Origin of the sequence: Sphingobium scionense (assembly GCF_014197035.1) — a bacterium.
Taxonomy (GTDB): Bacteria; Pseudomonadota; Alphaproteobacteria; order Sphingomonadales; family Sphingomonadaceae; genus Sphingobium; species Sphingobium scionense.
This window is the reverse complement of record NZ_JACIEU010000025.1, coordinates 54,097-68,933: the sequence shown is the minus strand read 5'-3', so window position 1 is coordinate 68,933 and position 14,837 is coordinate 54,097. Positions and strand designations below refer to the sequence as shown.

Below are 14,837 nucleotides of genomic sequence, written 5' to 3'. Positions count from 1 at the left end.
CATCAAATCCGCAACTGCACTTCTATATGCAGCTGCCGCCGTCGTCCTCATCAGGCGCATCGCTCGTTACGCATGAGATTCAAGACAGGCTCTGAGACAATTTGTCGCCCCCGCTTTCACCCCGAAAGCGGGGGCGATGCTTTTCAAAGCGCTCTCAAGCGCCTAGACAGATCCCCATGCAACGCTTCGACGTCGTCATTCTTGGCGGGGGCCTGGTTGGCCTCACCCTGGGCATCGCTCTTTCGCGCCATGGCGTGCAATGCGCCGTGATCGATCCGGCAGACCCCGTGCAGGCCACGGCCGCCGGTTTCGACGGCCGTGTCTCGGCGATCAGCTCGACCAGCCATGCCATGCTTCAGGCGATCGGCGTCGGCGCTCATCTGGAAGGAAAGGGCTGCCCGATCGACCGCATCTGGGTCAGCGACGGGCTGGAGCCGGGCGCGCTCGACTTCGTGCCGGACGCGGATGATGGCGTGATGGGGACGATGTTCCCCAATCGCGACCTGCGTGTCGCGCTGGCGCAGACCGCCGCCGAGGCCGAAAACCTGACCCTTTTCCAGCCCGATCGCGCCGTCCATGTCGATCGCAATGCCGATGGCGTCACCCTGACGCTGCAGAACGGCGCGACGATCCACAGCGCATTGCTGGTCGCGGCGGAAGGGCGCAACAGCCCCACGCGCGAGGCGGCGGGCATCAACACCACCCGCTGGCAGTATAAGCATACCGCCATGGTCACAGCGATCGACCATGAAGTGCCGCACGCCAACACCGCCTATGAAATCTTCTATGTCGGCGGCCCGCTCGCGCTGCTGCCGATGCTGCCGGGCACCCGATCCGCCGTGGTCTGGACCGTGCCCACCGATCAGGCGCCGGCGATGCTCAAGCTGTCGGAACGCGCCTGGCTCGCCGAAATGCAGAAGCGCATCGGCGGCTTCCTGGGCGAGATCAGCCTGGCCGGTCCGCGCTCCTCCTATCCGCTCGGCTTCCACCATGCCGCGCGCATCACCGATACCCGCCTCGCGCTGGTCGGCGACAGCGCCCATGCCATCCACCCGATCGCCGGGCAGGGCCTCAATCTCGGTTTCCGCGACGTGGCGGCGCTGGTCGAGGTGCTGGTGGAAGGGATGCGCCTCGGCCTCGATCCGGGCGATGCGCAGCTGCTCGCCCGCTATCAGCGCTGGCGTGGGCTCGACACGATGATGACCAGCGTCGCGATGGATGGCCTGGTTCGCCTGTTCGACATTCCCGGCAAGCTGCCCTCGCTGGTCCGCCGCGCCGGCCTTGCCGCCGTGCAGCGCACCAGCCTGCTCAAGAACCGCTTCATGGCCGAAGCCCGCGGCCAGTCCGGCGCCCTCCCGCGCCTGCTCGCCGGCGAGTTGGTGTAAGGCCAATGTCCGTCACCCCAGCGAAGGCTGGGGTCCCGGGCGATCATGCGCTGGAAGGCACAAGATCCCAGCCTTCGCTGGGATGACGGGCTGATGGGCAGGCTGGCGGGACTTTACGTCGACGGATCACAGCATCCGCCGCAGCACCCCGTCCTTCAGCAGGAAATGATGGCGCAGCGCCGCCGCTATGTGGACGATGATCAGCGCGCTCCACAGCCAGGGGATCAACTCATGCGCCTCGTGCGATATGCCGAGGATCGCATCGCCCTTGGCCACGCTAAATTTCGGCACGTCGAACAGGAAGAACCAGTTCAAGGGGCGTTCGCCCGCCGACGACATGATCCAGCCGGATAGCGGCACGATCAGCATGAAGGCATAGAAGGCGATATGGGTGAGGTTGGCGGCCAGTTTCTCCCAGCCCGGCATCGCGGCCGGCAGCGCCGGTGGCTTGTGCCCCAGCCGCCACACGATGCGCAGGATCGTCAGCGCCAATACGGTCAGGCCGATCGACTTGTGGATCGGCATCACCTTCCATTCCTTGGGCAGGCTGTCATGGGCAAAGCCCAGCCACAGATTGACCAGGATCAGGATCGCGATGATCCAGTGCAACAGGCGGGCGACGGACGTGTAACGGGCCATGGGCTGCTCCTTTTACGGAAGTCTCGCCTGTTCGGTGCGCGCTCTACCCCGCCCGCACCGAACAGCTATGTCGAAAGGATACGCACGGGCGCGATAAGTTCCTTATCCGGCGCGTCTTTTCCTATCCCTGACGATTGGCGACCAGATTATCCACCACCGACGGGTCGGCAAGTGTACTAACGTCCCCCAGCGCCTGCGCCGACACCTCGCCCTCGGCGATCTTGCGCAATATGCGGCGCATGATCTTGCCCGAACGTGTCTTGGGCAGGCCGGGCGCGAACTGGATCGCGTCGGGCGTGGCGATCGGGCCGATCTCGGTCCGCACCCATTTCACCAGATCCTTGCGCAGGTCATCGCTCGGCTCTTCGTTCGCGTTCAGCGTGACATAGGCATAGATGCCCTGACCCTTGATGTCGTGCGGGAAGCCGACCACTGCGGCCTCGGCGACGCTTTCATGCAGCACCAGCGCGCTCTCCACCTCGGCCGTGCCCATACGGTGGCCCGACACGTTGATGACATCGTCCACCCGGCCGGTGATCCAGTAATAGCCGTCGGCGTCGCGCCGCGCGCCGTCGCCGGTGGTATATTTGCCGGGGAAGGTGGTGAAATAGGTCTGGAAGAAGCGATCATGGTCGCCCCACACCGTGCGCATCTGGCCCGGCCAGCTGCCCGCGATCACCAGATTGCCTTCGGCCGCCCCCTCCTGCACCGCGCCGTCACCGTCCAATATCTGGGGAATGACGCCGGGCATCGGCAGGGTCGCGCTGCCCGGCTTCAGGTCGGTGGCGCCAGGCATCGGCGCGATCATCGCGCCGCCGGTCTCGGTCTGCCACCAGGTGTCGATGATCGGGCAGCGATCCTCGCCGACGACATGATGATACCAGCGCCAGGCTTCGGGATTGATCGGCTCGCCGACCGTGCCCAGCACGCGCAGCGAAGCGCGGCTGGTCGACCGGACATGGTCGTCGCCCTCCTTCATCAGCGCGCGCAGCGCCGTGGGGGCGGTGAAGATGGTGTTGACCTGATGCTTGTCCACCACTTCCCAGATGCGCGCCGGCGTCGGCCAGTTGGGCACGCCTTCATACATCAGCGTCGTCGCGCCGTTCGCCAGCGGGCCATAGACGATATAGCTGTGGCCCGTGACCCAGCCGATGTCGGCCGCGCACCACCATATGTCGCCGGGCCGATAGTCGAAGCACAGCTCATGCGTCAGGCTCGCCCACAACAGATAGCCGCCGCTGGTATGCAGCACGCCCTTGGGCTTGCCGGTCGAGCCGGAGGTATAGAGGATGAACAGCGGGTCTTCGGCATTCATCGGCTCGGGCGGGCAGTCGGGCGACACTCGCGCCGCCGCCTCGTGCAGCCAGATGTCGCGGCCATCCTTCATCCGGATGTCGCCGCCGGTCGCCCGCACGACGACGACCTTGCGAACACAGGGCGCCTCGGCCAGCGCGGCGTCGACATTGGCCTTCAACGGCACGGTCTTGCCCGCGCGCCGCCCTTCGTCGGCGGTGATGACGATGGTCGAATCGCAATCGACCAGGCGGCCGGCCAGCGCCTCGGGCGAAAAGCCACCGAACACGACGCTGTGGATCGCGCCGATCCGCGCGCAGGCCAGCAAGGCAAAGGCCGCCTCGGGGATCATCGGCATATAGATGGTGATCCGGTCGCCCTTCCGCGCGCCGGCGTCCTTGAGCACATTGGCGAGACGGCAGACCTCCTCATGCACCTGCTTGTAGGTGTAGCGGCGCACCTGCGCCTCGGGGCTGTCCGGTTCCCAGATGATGGCGACCTGGTCGCCGCGTGTCGCCAGATGCCGGTCGATGCAGTTGGCGCTGACGTTCAGTGCGCCGTCGGCGAACCATTTGACGCCGAAATCCGCCTCGTTGAAGCTGCTTTCATCGGCCTTGGTCGGCGGCGTGATCCAGTCGAGCCGCCGCGCCCGTTCCAGCCAATAGGCATCGGCATCCTCGATCGAGCGTGCATAATCGGCCGCGCGGCCTTCCCGGTCCAACAAGGCCTCGGCGGCCCATTGGGAGGGAACCGGGAAGAAATCGTCAGACATCCAGCTATCCTTTCCTGTGCGCTAAATTCCATGCGCTTGCAGCAGGTTGTAGGAGGCGCGCAGCACGACTTAAAGGGGCGATGCGCGTTTCGCCGCGTTTCTGTACTTTTGCGCCTTTCCGATCGTGCGGCCCCGGCCTAACAGAAGATCATATGTGGCAACTTTTCCAATTTCCGCTCTGTCCCTTCTCCCGCAAGGTCCGTCTGCTGCTTGGTGAGAAGGGCATCGGCTATGATCTGGTGCGCGAATCTCCCTGGGAAATGCGGGATGAGTTTCTGGATCTCAATCCGGCTGGCACCACCCCGGTGGTGGTCGACCAGGAAAAGGGCATCACCCTGATCGACAGCCAGGCGATCTGCGAATATTTCGAGGAAACGGTAGAGAAATTCCCGCTCATCTCCGGCACGGCGGCGGGGCGTGCGGAGGTTCGCCGCCTGACCGCCTTCTTCGACCAGAATTTCTACGGCGATGTCGTCGGCCCGCTGCTGCATGAGCGGATGAAGAAGCGGCTGATCGAGCGTGTCTCGCCCGACGCCCGTGTCCTGCGCGAAGCGATGCGCCGCGCCAACGTCCATATGGACTATATGGACTATCTGCTCGACCATCGCAGCTGGATGGCCGGCGGCACGCTCAGCCTCGCCGATATCGCGGCGGCGGCGCATCTGTCGGTGGCGGATTATCTGGGCGGCATCGACTGGGCCGGACATGAGCCGGTCAAGCGCTGGTATGCCGGCTTCAAGTCACGCCCCTCCTTCCGCCCGCTATTGTCCGAACGGATGGAAGTCATCACCCCGCCGGCCCATTATGAAAAGCCGGATTTCTAAAGGGCGCGAGGCGGCCTAATCCGCCTCTGCCGCCAGATAGACGCGGTTGCGGCCATGTTCCTTGGCCAGGTAGAGCGCGCGGTCGGCGGCTTTCAGCGCGGCGCGGGGGTCTTCATAGGCCAGGACATTGGCGACGCCGGCAGAAAAGCTCACCCGCTCCATCCGTTCGCCATTGGTGCGGTTGACCAGGCTGCGCGTCGCCAGATCCTCGCGCACGGCATCCACCGCCTCGCAGGTTTCCGCCGCCGTCTTGCCGCGGAACAGCAGGACGAATTCCTCGCCGCCATGGCGGGCGACATGGCATCGGTCGTCGGAAATCTTGGCGAGCAGGCCGGCGACGAACTTCAGCACCCGGTCGCCGGTCTCATGGCCATGGGTGTCGTTGACCAGCTTGAAATGATCGATGTCGCAGAAGGCGACCGACAATTGCTCGTCGCCTTCCTTCGCCAGTGCGAGTTCCTCGCGCAGTACGCCTTCAAAGGCGCGGCGGTTGGGCAGGCCGGTCAGATGATCATGTTCGGCGGCGCGGCGTGCTGTCTCCAGGCTCGATTTCAGCGCCTGGGTCTGCTTCTGGTTCTCGCGCAGCTGGGTTTCGACCTGCCGGGTCTTCTCGACCATCGACCGGGTCAGGCCGACGAGGCGCGCCAGGATCGGCTCATTATCGCCGCCGACGGCCAGGCCCTTGGCCTGTTCCTGCAATGCGGCGCCATAATCCTTCGCGGAATTGCGCGATTCCGTCATCAGTCCGGTGAACTGGTCCAGATTTTCCTCGACCTTGTCGAGCATGGAGGCGAGCGCGTCGGGCGTTACCTCGTCCGCGCGCTGGCTCGCGGCCACCGATTCCATCCACGCATTGCTGATCTTGCCGCGCTCCATCAGCACCGCTTGCACCGCCTTTTCCACGCCGATATTGGCGCCGGTCAGATAGTCGAGCGCTACGCCGAAATTGAGCGGCGTCAGGTCCAGATCATGGGCGAAGAGAAATTCGCCAATCTCTTCATAGAGCCGGCGACGGCGATTGACCTCGCGGCTGGCGGCACTGCCCGCCCGTGCGCGCTGCTCGCTCGTCGCCTGCGGTTCGTCCGGCTTGCCGGACAGGCCCCTCGCCCAGCGGGAAAGGCGGTCGGTCAGCCCCTGATGCGAGCCGGTGGTGGATGTGGTTGCCCCAGTCATGTCCCCTAGAACGGACCTTGGAGAACAAGGTTAAGAGCCCGGTGGCGAATAAATGGAGCGCTGGGCAGGCCGTAATGGCCTTCATCGATAATGGAGGCTGGGCTTCCGACTATGGTTCCATTTCGTTGGCGCGTTGGCCTGCATTCAGCACGGCATTCGTGCGCGTCGGGCCTTGATATCATTACTGCTGATTTTGCGACTGGGCGCCTGTACGTCATAGATCGCGATCAGGCGCTCGCTCTTGCGCGTATGAAAGGGTTCGCGCACGACTTCTCGATAATTGGCTTCGCGCCCCATCCACGCAGTGAGTTTCTTGTAGGTCACCGGATCATGAATATGTCCTAGCGTTCGGGGCGAAGTGTCCCAGCGATAGGGTACCGAAACGACGACGATCTTGCCCAATTCTAGCAGGCGCCGGCCAAAGATGCTCGCGTCGGGAACATGTTCGAGCACTTGCAGGCAGGTTACGATATCGAAGCCTTCGCCAAAGTCCATTTCATGGATGTCGCCAACCATGCCTTCGACCGTCTCGGATCGGTAAGGGACCCGCATGTCGATAGAAACCTTGCGATCGATCCAATAGAACCATTCCAGATAGGGGCAGTTGCCGGTCCCTACATCGAGAAGCGTTTTGGCCTCTCGCCCTACTGTGCGGACGATATAATCCACATATCGATAGTAGAGCGAATCCTCCCGCCTGGCCCAATAATCGCCGCTCGCAAAATCCTCGGGCATTGTGCCTCTCCTGCTTGCTATTATCGATGAGCAGGAAAGCTGCGGCGATGTGTGGAGTCAACCAGGACTCGTTTATTCTATCACAGGCAGGCAATTTCACGTTGCGAAGATGCAGTCCATGGCAAGGCGGGGCACCGCACAGACGGCGGCGTGCTAAATATTCGCCGCAACCAGCCAGTCGCGGAAGATGCGCACCGATCGGGTCTGCAGCGCGCGCGGGCGGCAGACGAAATAATAGCGATAGGGGCTTTCGACGCGGATATTGGGGAATAGCCGGATCAGGCGCGGATCACCCGATTGTTCGAAATGGCTGGCATGCATGACCGCCACGCCCAGGCCCTGGGCTGCAGCCTCCAGCATCAACTGGCCCGAATCATAATTGTCGATCGCCAGCGGTTGCAGGTCGGGAATGCCGGCCACATCCTTCCACGCGTCGAAAGACATTGCCATGTCGCGATGGAGCAGGATCGTCTGCTGGGCCAGTTCGCTCGGAGAATGCAGGCTGTTCGGCCCCTCCGCCATCTCGCGGCGGCCGATCAGGTAGACCTGCTCATGGTCCAGTTCATAGGCATAGAGCGCCGGGTCGATATCCTTGCTCGCCAGCACGATCGCCGCATCCAGCCCTTCGCCCAGGCGCGCGACCGCATGGGGTGTCGTCTCGATGTCGATATGCAGTTGCGGATGCTGCTGGCGTAGCCGGCCCAGATGCGGGAACAGGCGCTGCGTCGCGAACAGCGGCATCACCGCCAGGCGCAGGCGCAGCTGGTTGCCGCCGCTCTGGATATTCTCCAGCGCCTGGCTGAGGGAATCCAGCGCCGGGGCGATGTCGTCCAGCAGCCGCTGTCCTTCCGAATTGATCTCCAGCGCCTGATGCTTGCGGTCGAAGAGCGGGCGGCCGATGAAGCGCTCCAGCGCCTGGACGCGCCGACTGAGCGCCGGGGTCGACAGGGCGAGTTCTTCGGCAGCCGCCTTGACCGAACCAAGGCGGGCAACCTGAACAAAGGCCTCCAGGGCCGTAAGAGGCGGCAATCTGCGCATAATCGTTAAATTCTATAAGCCGGTCCGCTGCGTCGCATCATCTGTCATTATCAAGCGGCGCGCTTCCCCGGTTCAAGCATCCTGACTGCAATGAGCAGGAAAATGCGCCAAATGGCAAGATGCAAAAAATGCAACTCCTCGATTCTTTTCGCACTTGCAAAAATACCCGCTGCAGCGCACATAGAAAAGGCCTTTCAGGCATCCTCTCCTAAAACTTTCAGGGCTGGCCTTCGGGCCGGCCCTTTTTTTGTTCCGGGCATAACGAAGCACGGCCCCTTTCCCTCACCCTCGGCGTTACCTATCTTCGTTTCGCAACCAAAAGGACGGGGATGACCATGGCCGATCAGGACAGCAGCGGACGCAGGATTCAGGTCGCCAATGCGCGGCCGGAGGACGCCGGGCGCGGTTTGGCGCGGCTTCCGCTGACGGTAATGGCCGAATTGCATCTGGCCGAAGGCGATGTCGTGGAGATTGTGGGCAAGCGTGCAACGCCGGCGCGGGTCGTTCGACCCTATAAGGAAGATGAGGGGCTGGACGTGCTGCGCCTCGATGGTCTGCAGCGCGCCAATGCCGGCGTCGGCTCGGGGGACTTTGTCCAACTCAACAAGATCGAGCCTCGTCCGGCACAGCGCGTGGTGTTCGCGCCTGCACAAAATAATCTCCGGCTGCAGGGTAATCCCGACGCGCTGAAGCGGGTTTTCTTTCAGCGGCCGCTGGTCGCGGGCGATGTCATCGCCACCGCCGGCCAGCAACAGGTGCCCCCCGGCGACATGCCGCCGCATTTGCGCCAGATGCTGGCGGCGCCGGCCTATGCGTTGCAGGAAATCCGCCTGATCGTCGTGTCCACCGTGCCCAAGGGCATCGTCCATATCGATGCCGATACCGAGGTGGAACTGCGCGCTGAATATGAGGAGCCGCGCGAATCCCGCCGCGCCGATGTCACCTATGACGATGTCGGCGGCATGGCGGAGACCATCGACCAACTGCGCGAGATGGTCGAATTGCCGCTGCGCTATCCCGAATTGTTCGAACGGCTGGGTGTCGATCCGCCCAAGGGGGTGATGCTGCACGGCCCGCCGGGCACCGGCAAGACCCGGCTCGCGCGCGCCGTCGCCAATGAATCGGAAGCCGAATTTTTCCTCATCAACGGTCCCGAGATCATGGGCTCTGCCTATGGCGAGTCGGAAAAGAAGCTGCGCGACATTTTCGAGGAAGCGGCCAAGGCTGCGCCGTCCATCCTCTTCATCGATGAGATCGACTCGATCGCGCCCAAGCGCGGCCAGGTCACCGGCGAGACGGAAAAACGCCTCGTCGCCCAGCTTCTCACCCTGATGGACGGTCTGGAGCCGCGGACCAATCTGGTCGTCATCGCCGCCACCAACCGGCCGGAGGCGATCGACGAAGCGCTGCGCCGGCCCGGCCGCTTCGACCGCGAGATCGTCGTCGGCGTGCCCGACGAGCGCGGCCGGCGCGAGATATTGGGTATCCATACCCGCGGCATGCCGCTGGGCGACCGGGTCGAACTCGCCGAACTGGCGCGCATGACCTATGGCTTTGTCGGTGCCGATCTTGCCGCGCTGACCCGCGAGGCCGCGATCGAGACGGTGCGTCGCCTGATGCCCCGTCTCAATCTGGAGGAGGGTACGATCCCGCCCGACGTGCTGGATGATCTGTCCGTCACGCGGGAGGATTTTCTTTCGGCGATCAAGCGGGTCCAGCCCTCGGCCATGCGCGAGGTGATGGTGCAGGCGCCCAATATCGGCTGGTCCGACATTGGCGGCCTCGACGATGCGCAGATGCGCCTCAAGGAAGGGGTGGAACTGCCGCTCAAGGATCCCGACGCCTTCCGGCGCCTGGGTATCCGCCCGGCCAAGGGCTTCCTTCTCTATGGCCCGCCCGGCACCGGCAAGACCTTGCTGGCCAAGGCGGTCGCGCGCGAAGCGCAGGCCAATTTCATCGCCACCAAGTCGAGCGACCTCCTGTCCAAATGGTATGGCGAGAGCGAGCAGCAGATCGCCCGCCTGTTCGCCCGCGCGCGACAGGTGGCGCCGACCGTCATCTTCATCGACGAACTGGACAGTCTGGTTCCCGCCCGTGGCGGTGGCCTGGGCGAACCGGCGGTGACGGAGCGGGTGGTCAACACCATCCTGGCCGAGATGGACGGGCTGGAGGAATTGCAGTCGGTGGTCGTCATCGGCGCCACCAACCGGCCGACGCTGGTCGATCCGGCGCTGCTGCGGCCCGGTCGCTTTGATGAACTCATCTATGTTCCGGTGCCCGATCAGGCAGGACGCCGGCGCATTCTGGCGATCCACACGAAGAAGATGCCGCTCGCTGGCGACGTCGATCTCGACTCCCTGGCCGAACGCACGGAACGTTTCACCGGCGCGGATCTGGAAGATCTTTCCCGCCGGGCCGGCCTGATCGCGCTGCGCCAGTCGCTGCGTATCGACGCCGTCACCATGGCCCATTTCGACGCGGCGCTGGAGGAGACACGCGCCTCGGTCACGCCGGAAATGGAACGGGAATATGAGCAGATTCAGGCCACGCTGAAGCAGAGCGCGATGCAGATCGATCCGATCGGCTTCGTGTCGCCTGGCATGCTGCGTGCGCGGGAACGCTGACGAGTGGGGCTGCGCGGCCGGCGGCGGGTGAACCCATCCGTTGGCCGCGCGTTCCATCCCCTGGCGCGCAAAGCCGCTTGCCAGCGGACATCAATTTTGCGAGGCCGATTCTGTTAGTCAGTCAGGCGGATTTTGATGGCCTCCATACCCTTCAAAGATAAGAAGAATAGCATTTCGACGCGCGGCCGACGCCGTTCCTTCCGCAGTCAGTGGGCCATGTTCTTCCGCCAGTTCATGAAGCATCCCGGCATGATCGGCTCGGTCATTCCTTCCTCGGCGCAGCTGGTCGCGCGCTCGCTGGATGGTGTCGACTGGGCGCGAACCCGTCTGTTCGTCGAATATGGTCCGGGCGTCGGCACCTTCACCCAGGCCATTCTCGATCGACTTCATCCCGACGCGATCTTGCTGGCAATCGACCTCAATCTCGATTTCGTCGCCTATCTGGAGGATGCGATCGACGATCCGCGCCTGCGTGTCGTCCATGGCTCGGCCGCCGACGTGCGTCGTTTCGTCAAGGAAGCGGGCTATCAGAAGGCCGACTATGTCCTTTCGGGCCTGCCTTTTTCCACCCTGCCGGCAGGCGTGGGTGAAACCATCTGCGAAGAGACGCGCGCCGTACTGCGTCCGGGCGGTAGCTTCATCATCTACCAATATTCGCGCTATGTCCGCCGCTTGATCGACCCGCTGTTCGGTCAGGTCAGCGACGAACTGGAATGGCGCAACATTCCGCCCTGCCGCCTGTTCCGCGCGGCCAAGGAAGAGGCGTTGGCCAAGGCTGCCTGATCTTTCCTGATCTGCATCAATATCTGGCAGAAATTACGTATTCTCGCCTGCTGCCCATTTGACTCCGCGCTGGACTTGAGCGACCCATTGCATGGGGACAAGGGGGTTATATGGCGTCTTACGCCGAAGGCAGCGATCCGTGGGCCGACCTCTTCTTGTCGGCTGCGCTGGAACCGCATCTCTGGGATGCGGCGCTGCGCGCCATGGCCCAGGCAACCGGTTCGCGCCATGGCCAATTGATCGGCTTCGGTCCAGGGGCGGCCGCCTTCAACTGGATCAGCGACGTTGAGCCGGACATTATCGAAAAGTCATCGATGATAGACGGTGCGGCGCCGGACCTCAATTTCCGGGTTGCGGCCGATCGGTTGCCGGGGCGCCCCGCGATCGTGCATGAAGCCCATTATGATATCGCGCGCCAGGCGCTGCGCGCGGACGATTATCTCGATCTGTGCAGCGATTATGACATTTTCCACGGTTGCCAGACGCGCCTGATTGCCGACGACAATATGATGATCGGCTTCGCGCTGTTGCGCAGCGGCAAGGACGGCCGCACCGATCAGGACCAGCGTGACCTGTTCGCCCATCTTGCCGGTCATGCCCGTGGCGCGGTGCGGCTGCAGCGCGCGATCGAGCAGCAGGGCTTCGCGCTGCTGGCCGGCACCTTCGAAACCATGGATCGTGCCTGCTGGCTGCTCGATGCTACCGGACGGGTAGGGGGCATGACGCCGCGCGCCGAAGCCCTGCTGTCCACTAGCCGGCTGCGGGTCGGCGATGGCTGGTTGCAGAGCGAGCGGAGCGACGAGACGCGTGCAATCCTGCGTTCCGTGCGGGCGGTGGTAGACGCGCCGGCGCGCGAGGTCGATCCGGTGGCGCTTGCCGATGCCGATGGCGGCGTCGGCATCATGCTGGAATTCTTCCCGCTGCCTGCCCGCCCCTGGTCGCTGCCCTTCGCGCCGCATGCGATCATCGTGGCGCGGGTCGGCGCACCGACCGAACGCCATGTCCGACTGCTGATGCGGACCTTCCGCCTGACCCCGGCCGAAGCGGACATTGCCATCCATCTGGCTGCGGGCCTCACCCGTGCGGACATCGCCCAACGACGCGGGGTTTCCGCCGAGACGCTCAAAGCCCAACTGCGCTCCATCTATGACAAGACTGGCTGCAGCCGGGAATCGCAGCTGGTCCGTATCGTCGGGATGATGAGCAGCTGAACGGCATAATTTATTACGATAAATTCGTAATTTACCCCTATCGGGGTATGCGCCGACGCCGCCGAATGGCTAGGTGATTCGGCAAGGCAGGATCATCCTGTCCGTCGACGGCCGATCCATATGCGACCCATGGGTCGGCCGCCGGCATCTCTCCCCCCGCCATCTCATGCTTCGTCAGGGTTCCGTCCTGCGACATTTTCGTGCTAAGCCGCTGCCGGATTTGAAGCGAGATTACCAATGAACGACCTGACGCAGACCCCCGAAATGCTGATCGCGCAGATGGGCGCGCGCGCGCGCCGCGCTGCCGCCCTGCTCGCGCCAGCCGGGGACGCGCAAAAGACCGATGCGCTGCGGCGCGCGGCACAGGCCTTGCGCGATCAGGCGCCTGCGATCCTCGCCGCCAATGCGCGCGACATGGACAATGGCATCGACAACGGCCTGTCCGCCGCGCTGCTCGACCGGCTGCGGCTGGATGCCGACCGGATCGCCGCGATGGCCGATGGGGTAGATCAGGTCGCCCTGCTCGAAAACCCGCTCGGCAGCGTGATCGATTCCAGCGTCCGTCCCAACGGCCTGGAGCTGAGCCGCGTGCGGGTGCCGCTGGGTGTCATCGGCATCATCTATGAAAGCCGACCCAACGTCACGGCGGACGCCGCCGCCCTCTGCCTGCGCGCCGGCAATGCCGTGATCCTGCGCGGCGGCAGCGAGGCGAAGGAAAGCAACCGCGCCATCCACACCGCAATGGCGGAGGGGATCGCCGCTGCCGGCCTGCCCGCCGACGCGGTGCAGCTCGTCCCCACCACCGATCGGGCCGTGGTCGGCGCGCTGCTGCGCGCATCGGATTTCGTCGACCTGATCGTGCCGCGCGGCGGCAAGAGCCTGGTCGCGCGGGTGCAGGAAGAGGCGCGGGTGCCCGTCCTCGCCCATCTCGACGGCATCAATCACAGCTATGTCGATGGCGTGGCCGATTCCGCCATGGCGGAAAGCCTGGTCCTCAATGCCAAGCTGCGCCGGACCGGCGTCTGCGGCTCGACCGAAACGGTGCTGATCGACCGCGCCTATGGCCATGCCCCCGCGCTGGTGAAGGCGCTGCTCGACGCCAAGTGCGAAGTGCGCGGCGATGACGCGGTGCAGGCGATGGACGATCGCGTCATCGCCGCGGCGGACGAGGATTGGGACACCGAATATCTCGACGCCATCGTCTCGATCCGGCTGGTCGATGGCGTGGAAGAGGCGATCGCCCATATCGCCGCCCATGCCAGCCATCATACCGACGCGATCATCACCGAGGATGCGGTGGTCGCCGAACGCTTCCTCAACGCGGTCGACAGCGCGATCGTGATGTGGAACGCCTCGACCCAGTTCGCCGATGGCGGCGAGTTCGGTTTGGGCGCGGAAATCGGCATCTCGACCGGCCGCCTCCACGCCCGCGGCCCGGTCGCGCTCGAAGGGCTTACCACCTATAAATGGATCGTGCGCGGTCGCGGCCAGGCCCGACCCTAAGGCGCTTTTCGGGGTGAAGGGGGAAACCTACCCCTTCACCACCCTATCGATCGCCTTCAACTGCTTCAGCATCGGCCCGACCCAGTCGAGCTTCAGCATTACCGGCCCGTCCGAGGGCGCATTGTCCGGATCTTCATGCGCCTCGGCGAAGATCGCCGCCACGCCGGCCGCCACCGCGCTGCGCGCGAGCAGCGGCGCATAGTCGCGCTGTCCGCCCGACGCCGAACCCAGCCCGCCGGGCTGCTGCACCGAATGGGTGGCGTCGAACACCACCGGATAGCCGGTTTCCGCCATCACCGGCAGCGCGCGCATGTCACTCACCAGCGTGTTGTAGCCGAAACTCGCCCCGCGCTCGGTCAGCAGGATGCGCTCATTGCCGGTCGACGCGACCTTCTGCGCCACTGCCGCCATGTCCCAGGGCGCCAGGAACTGGCCCTTCTTGACGTTGATCACCGCGCCGGTCTTCCCCGCCGCAATCAGCAGGTCGGTCTGGCGACAGAGAAAGGCGGGGATCTGCAGGATATCCACCGCCTGGGCCGCCGCATCCACCTGTTCGGGGCCGTGAATGTCGGTCAGCACCGGGCAGCCCAGCTTCGCCTTCACTTCGGCCAGGATCGCCAGCCCCGCATCGATGCCGACGCCGCGCTTGCCCGATACCGACGTGCGGTTCGCCTTGTCGAAGCTGCTCTTGAAGATGAAGGGCACGCCCGCATCCGTCGCCGACTTGGCCAGCGCATCGGCCATGAACAGCGCATGATCGCGGCTTTCGATCTGGCAGGGGCCGGAAATCAGGACGAAGGGCAGGTCGTTGCCGAAGGTGACCGGGCCGACCTTCACATGCTTGGGATCGCTCATGC

General features: G+C 64.3%; 12 protein-coding genes. 6 read left to right on the top strand and 6 right to left on the bottom strand.

Annotated elements, in window-relative coordinates; translation table 11 throughout:
• Positions 1 to 176: 176 nt before the first annotated feature.
• On the top strand, positions 177 to 1,385 hold the full coding sequence (locus GGQ90_RS22710) for a UbiH/UbiF/VisC/COQ6 family ubiquinone biosynthesis hydroxylase (RefSeq protein WP_188084065.1): 1,209 nt from the start codon (positions 177 to 179) through the stop codon (positions 1,383 to 1,385).
• Between the two features lie 126 nt (positions 1,386 to 1,511).
• Here GGQ90_RS22710 and GGQ90_RS22705 read toward each other — a convergent pair whose 3' ends face one another.
• Both GGQ90_RS22705 and acs read right to left on the bottom strand, forming a co-directional pair.
• On the bottom strand, positions 1,512 to 2,024 hold the full coding sequence (locus GGQ90_RS22705; RefSeq protein ID WP_188084064.1) for a cytochrome b: 513 nt from the start codon (positions 2,022 to 2,024) through the stop codon (positions 1,512 to 1,514).
• Positions 2,025 to 2,145: 121 nt separating this feature from the next.
• Positions 2,146 to 4,089, bottom strand: a complete 1,944-nt coding sequence (gene acs / locus GGQ90_RS22700; RefSeq protein WP_188084063.1) for an acetate--CoA ligase — start codon at positions 4,087 to 4,089, stop codon at positions 2,146 to 2,148.
• Positions 4,090 to 4,241: 152 nt separating this feature from the next.
• Here acs and GGQ90_RS22695 point away from each other — a divergent pair, with 152 nt between their 5' ends.
• The gene (locus GGQ90_RS22695) at positions 4,242 to 4,913 is read left to right on the top strand and encodes a glutathione S-transferase family protein (RefSeq protein WP_188084062.1); all 672 of its coding nucleotides are present in this window, start codon (positions 4,242 to 4,244) and stop codon (positions 4,911 to 4,913) included.
• A gap of 15 nt (positions 4,914 to 4,928) precedes the next feature.
• Here the strand turns inward: GGQ90_RS22695 and GGQ90_RS22690 are convergent, their stop codons facing one another.
• The 3 genes from GGQ90_RS22690 to GGQ90_RS22680 form a co-directional block, all read right to left on the bottom strand.
• Positions 4,929 to 6,086 carry a GGDEF domain-containing protein gene (locus GGQ90_RS22690; RefSeq protein ID WP_188084061.1) on the bottom strand — a complete coding sequence of 386 codons (1,158 nt, stop codon included), beginning with the start codon at positions 6,084 to 6,086 and terminating at the stop codon, positions 4,929 to 4,931.
• 144 nt (positions 6,087 to 6,230) lie between these two features.
• Positions 6,231 to 6,821 (bottom strand): class I SAM-dependent methyltransferase, encoded by a 591-nt coding sequence (locus tag GGQ90_RS22685; RefSeq protein ID WP_188084060.1) that lies wholly within the window; start codon positions 6,819 to 6,821, stop codon positions 6,231 to 6,233.
• A 153-nt stretch (positions 6,822 to 6,974) separates the two neighbouring features.
• Positions 6,975 to 7,859 carry a LysR substrate-binding domain-containing protein gene (locus GGQ90_RS22680; RefSeq protein ID WP_188084059.1) on the bottom strand — a complete coding sequence of 295 codons (885 nt, stop codon included), beginning with the start codon at positions 7,857 to 7,859 and terminating at the stop codon, positions 6,975 to 6,977.
• 335 nt (positions 7,860 to 8,194) lie between these two features.
• On the opposite strand from GGQ90_RS22680, the gene GGQ90_RS22675 reads away from it, so the two are divergent.
• From GGQ90_RS22675 to GGQ90_RS22660, 4 genes are all read left to right on the top strand, one after another.
• On the top strand, positions 8,195 to 10,483 hold the full coding sequence (locus tag GGQ90_RS22675) for a CDC48 family AAA ATPase (RefSeq protein ID WP_188084069.1): 2,289 nt from the start codon (positions 8,195 to 8,197) through the stop codon (positions 10,481 to 10,483).
• 135 nt (positions 10,484 to 10,618) lie between these two features.
• Positions 10,619 to 11,266, top strand: a complete 648-nt coding sequence (locus GGQ90_RS22670) for a class I SAM-dependent methyltransferase (RefSeq protein WP_188084058.1) — start codon at positions 10,619 to 10,621, stop codon at positions 11,264 to 11,266.
• A gap of 110 nt (positions 11,267 to 11,376) precedes the next feature.
• The gene (locus GGQ90_RS22665) at positions 11,377 to 12,477 is read left to right on the top strand and encodes a helix-turn-helix transcriptional regulator (protein WP_188084057.1); all 1,101 of its coding nucleotides are present in this window, start codon (positions 11,377 to 11,379) and stop codon (positions 12,475 to 12,477) included.
• A gap of 237 nt (positions 12,478 to 12,714) precedes the next feature.
• A complete protein-coding gene (locus tag GGQ90_RS22660; protein WP_188084056.1) occupies positions 12,715 to 13,980 on the top strand; it encodes a glutamate-5-semialdehyde dehydrogenase in 1,266 nt (421 codons plus the stop codon).
• A 27-nt stretch (positions 13,981 to 14,007) separates the two neighbouring features.
• Here GGQ90_RS22660 and kdsA read toward each other — a convergent pair whose 3' ends face one another.
• The gene (gene kdsA / locus GGQ90_RS22655) at positions 14,008 to 14,835 is read right to left on the bottom strand and encodes a 3-deoxy-8-phosphooctulonate synthase (protein ID WP_188084055.1); all 828 of its coding nucleotides are present in this window, start codon (positions 14,833 to 14,835) and stop codon (positions 14,008 to 14,010) included.
• Positions 14,836 to 14,837 lie beyond the last annotated feature (2 nt).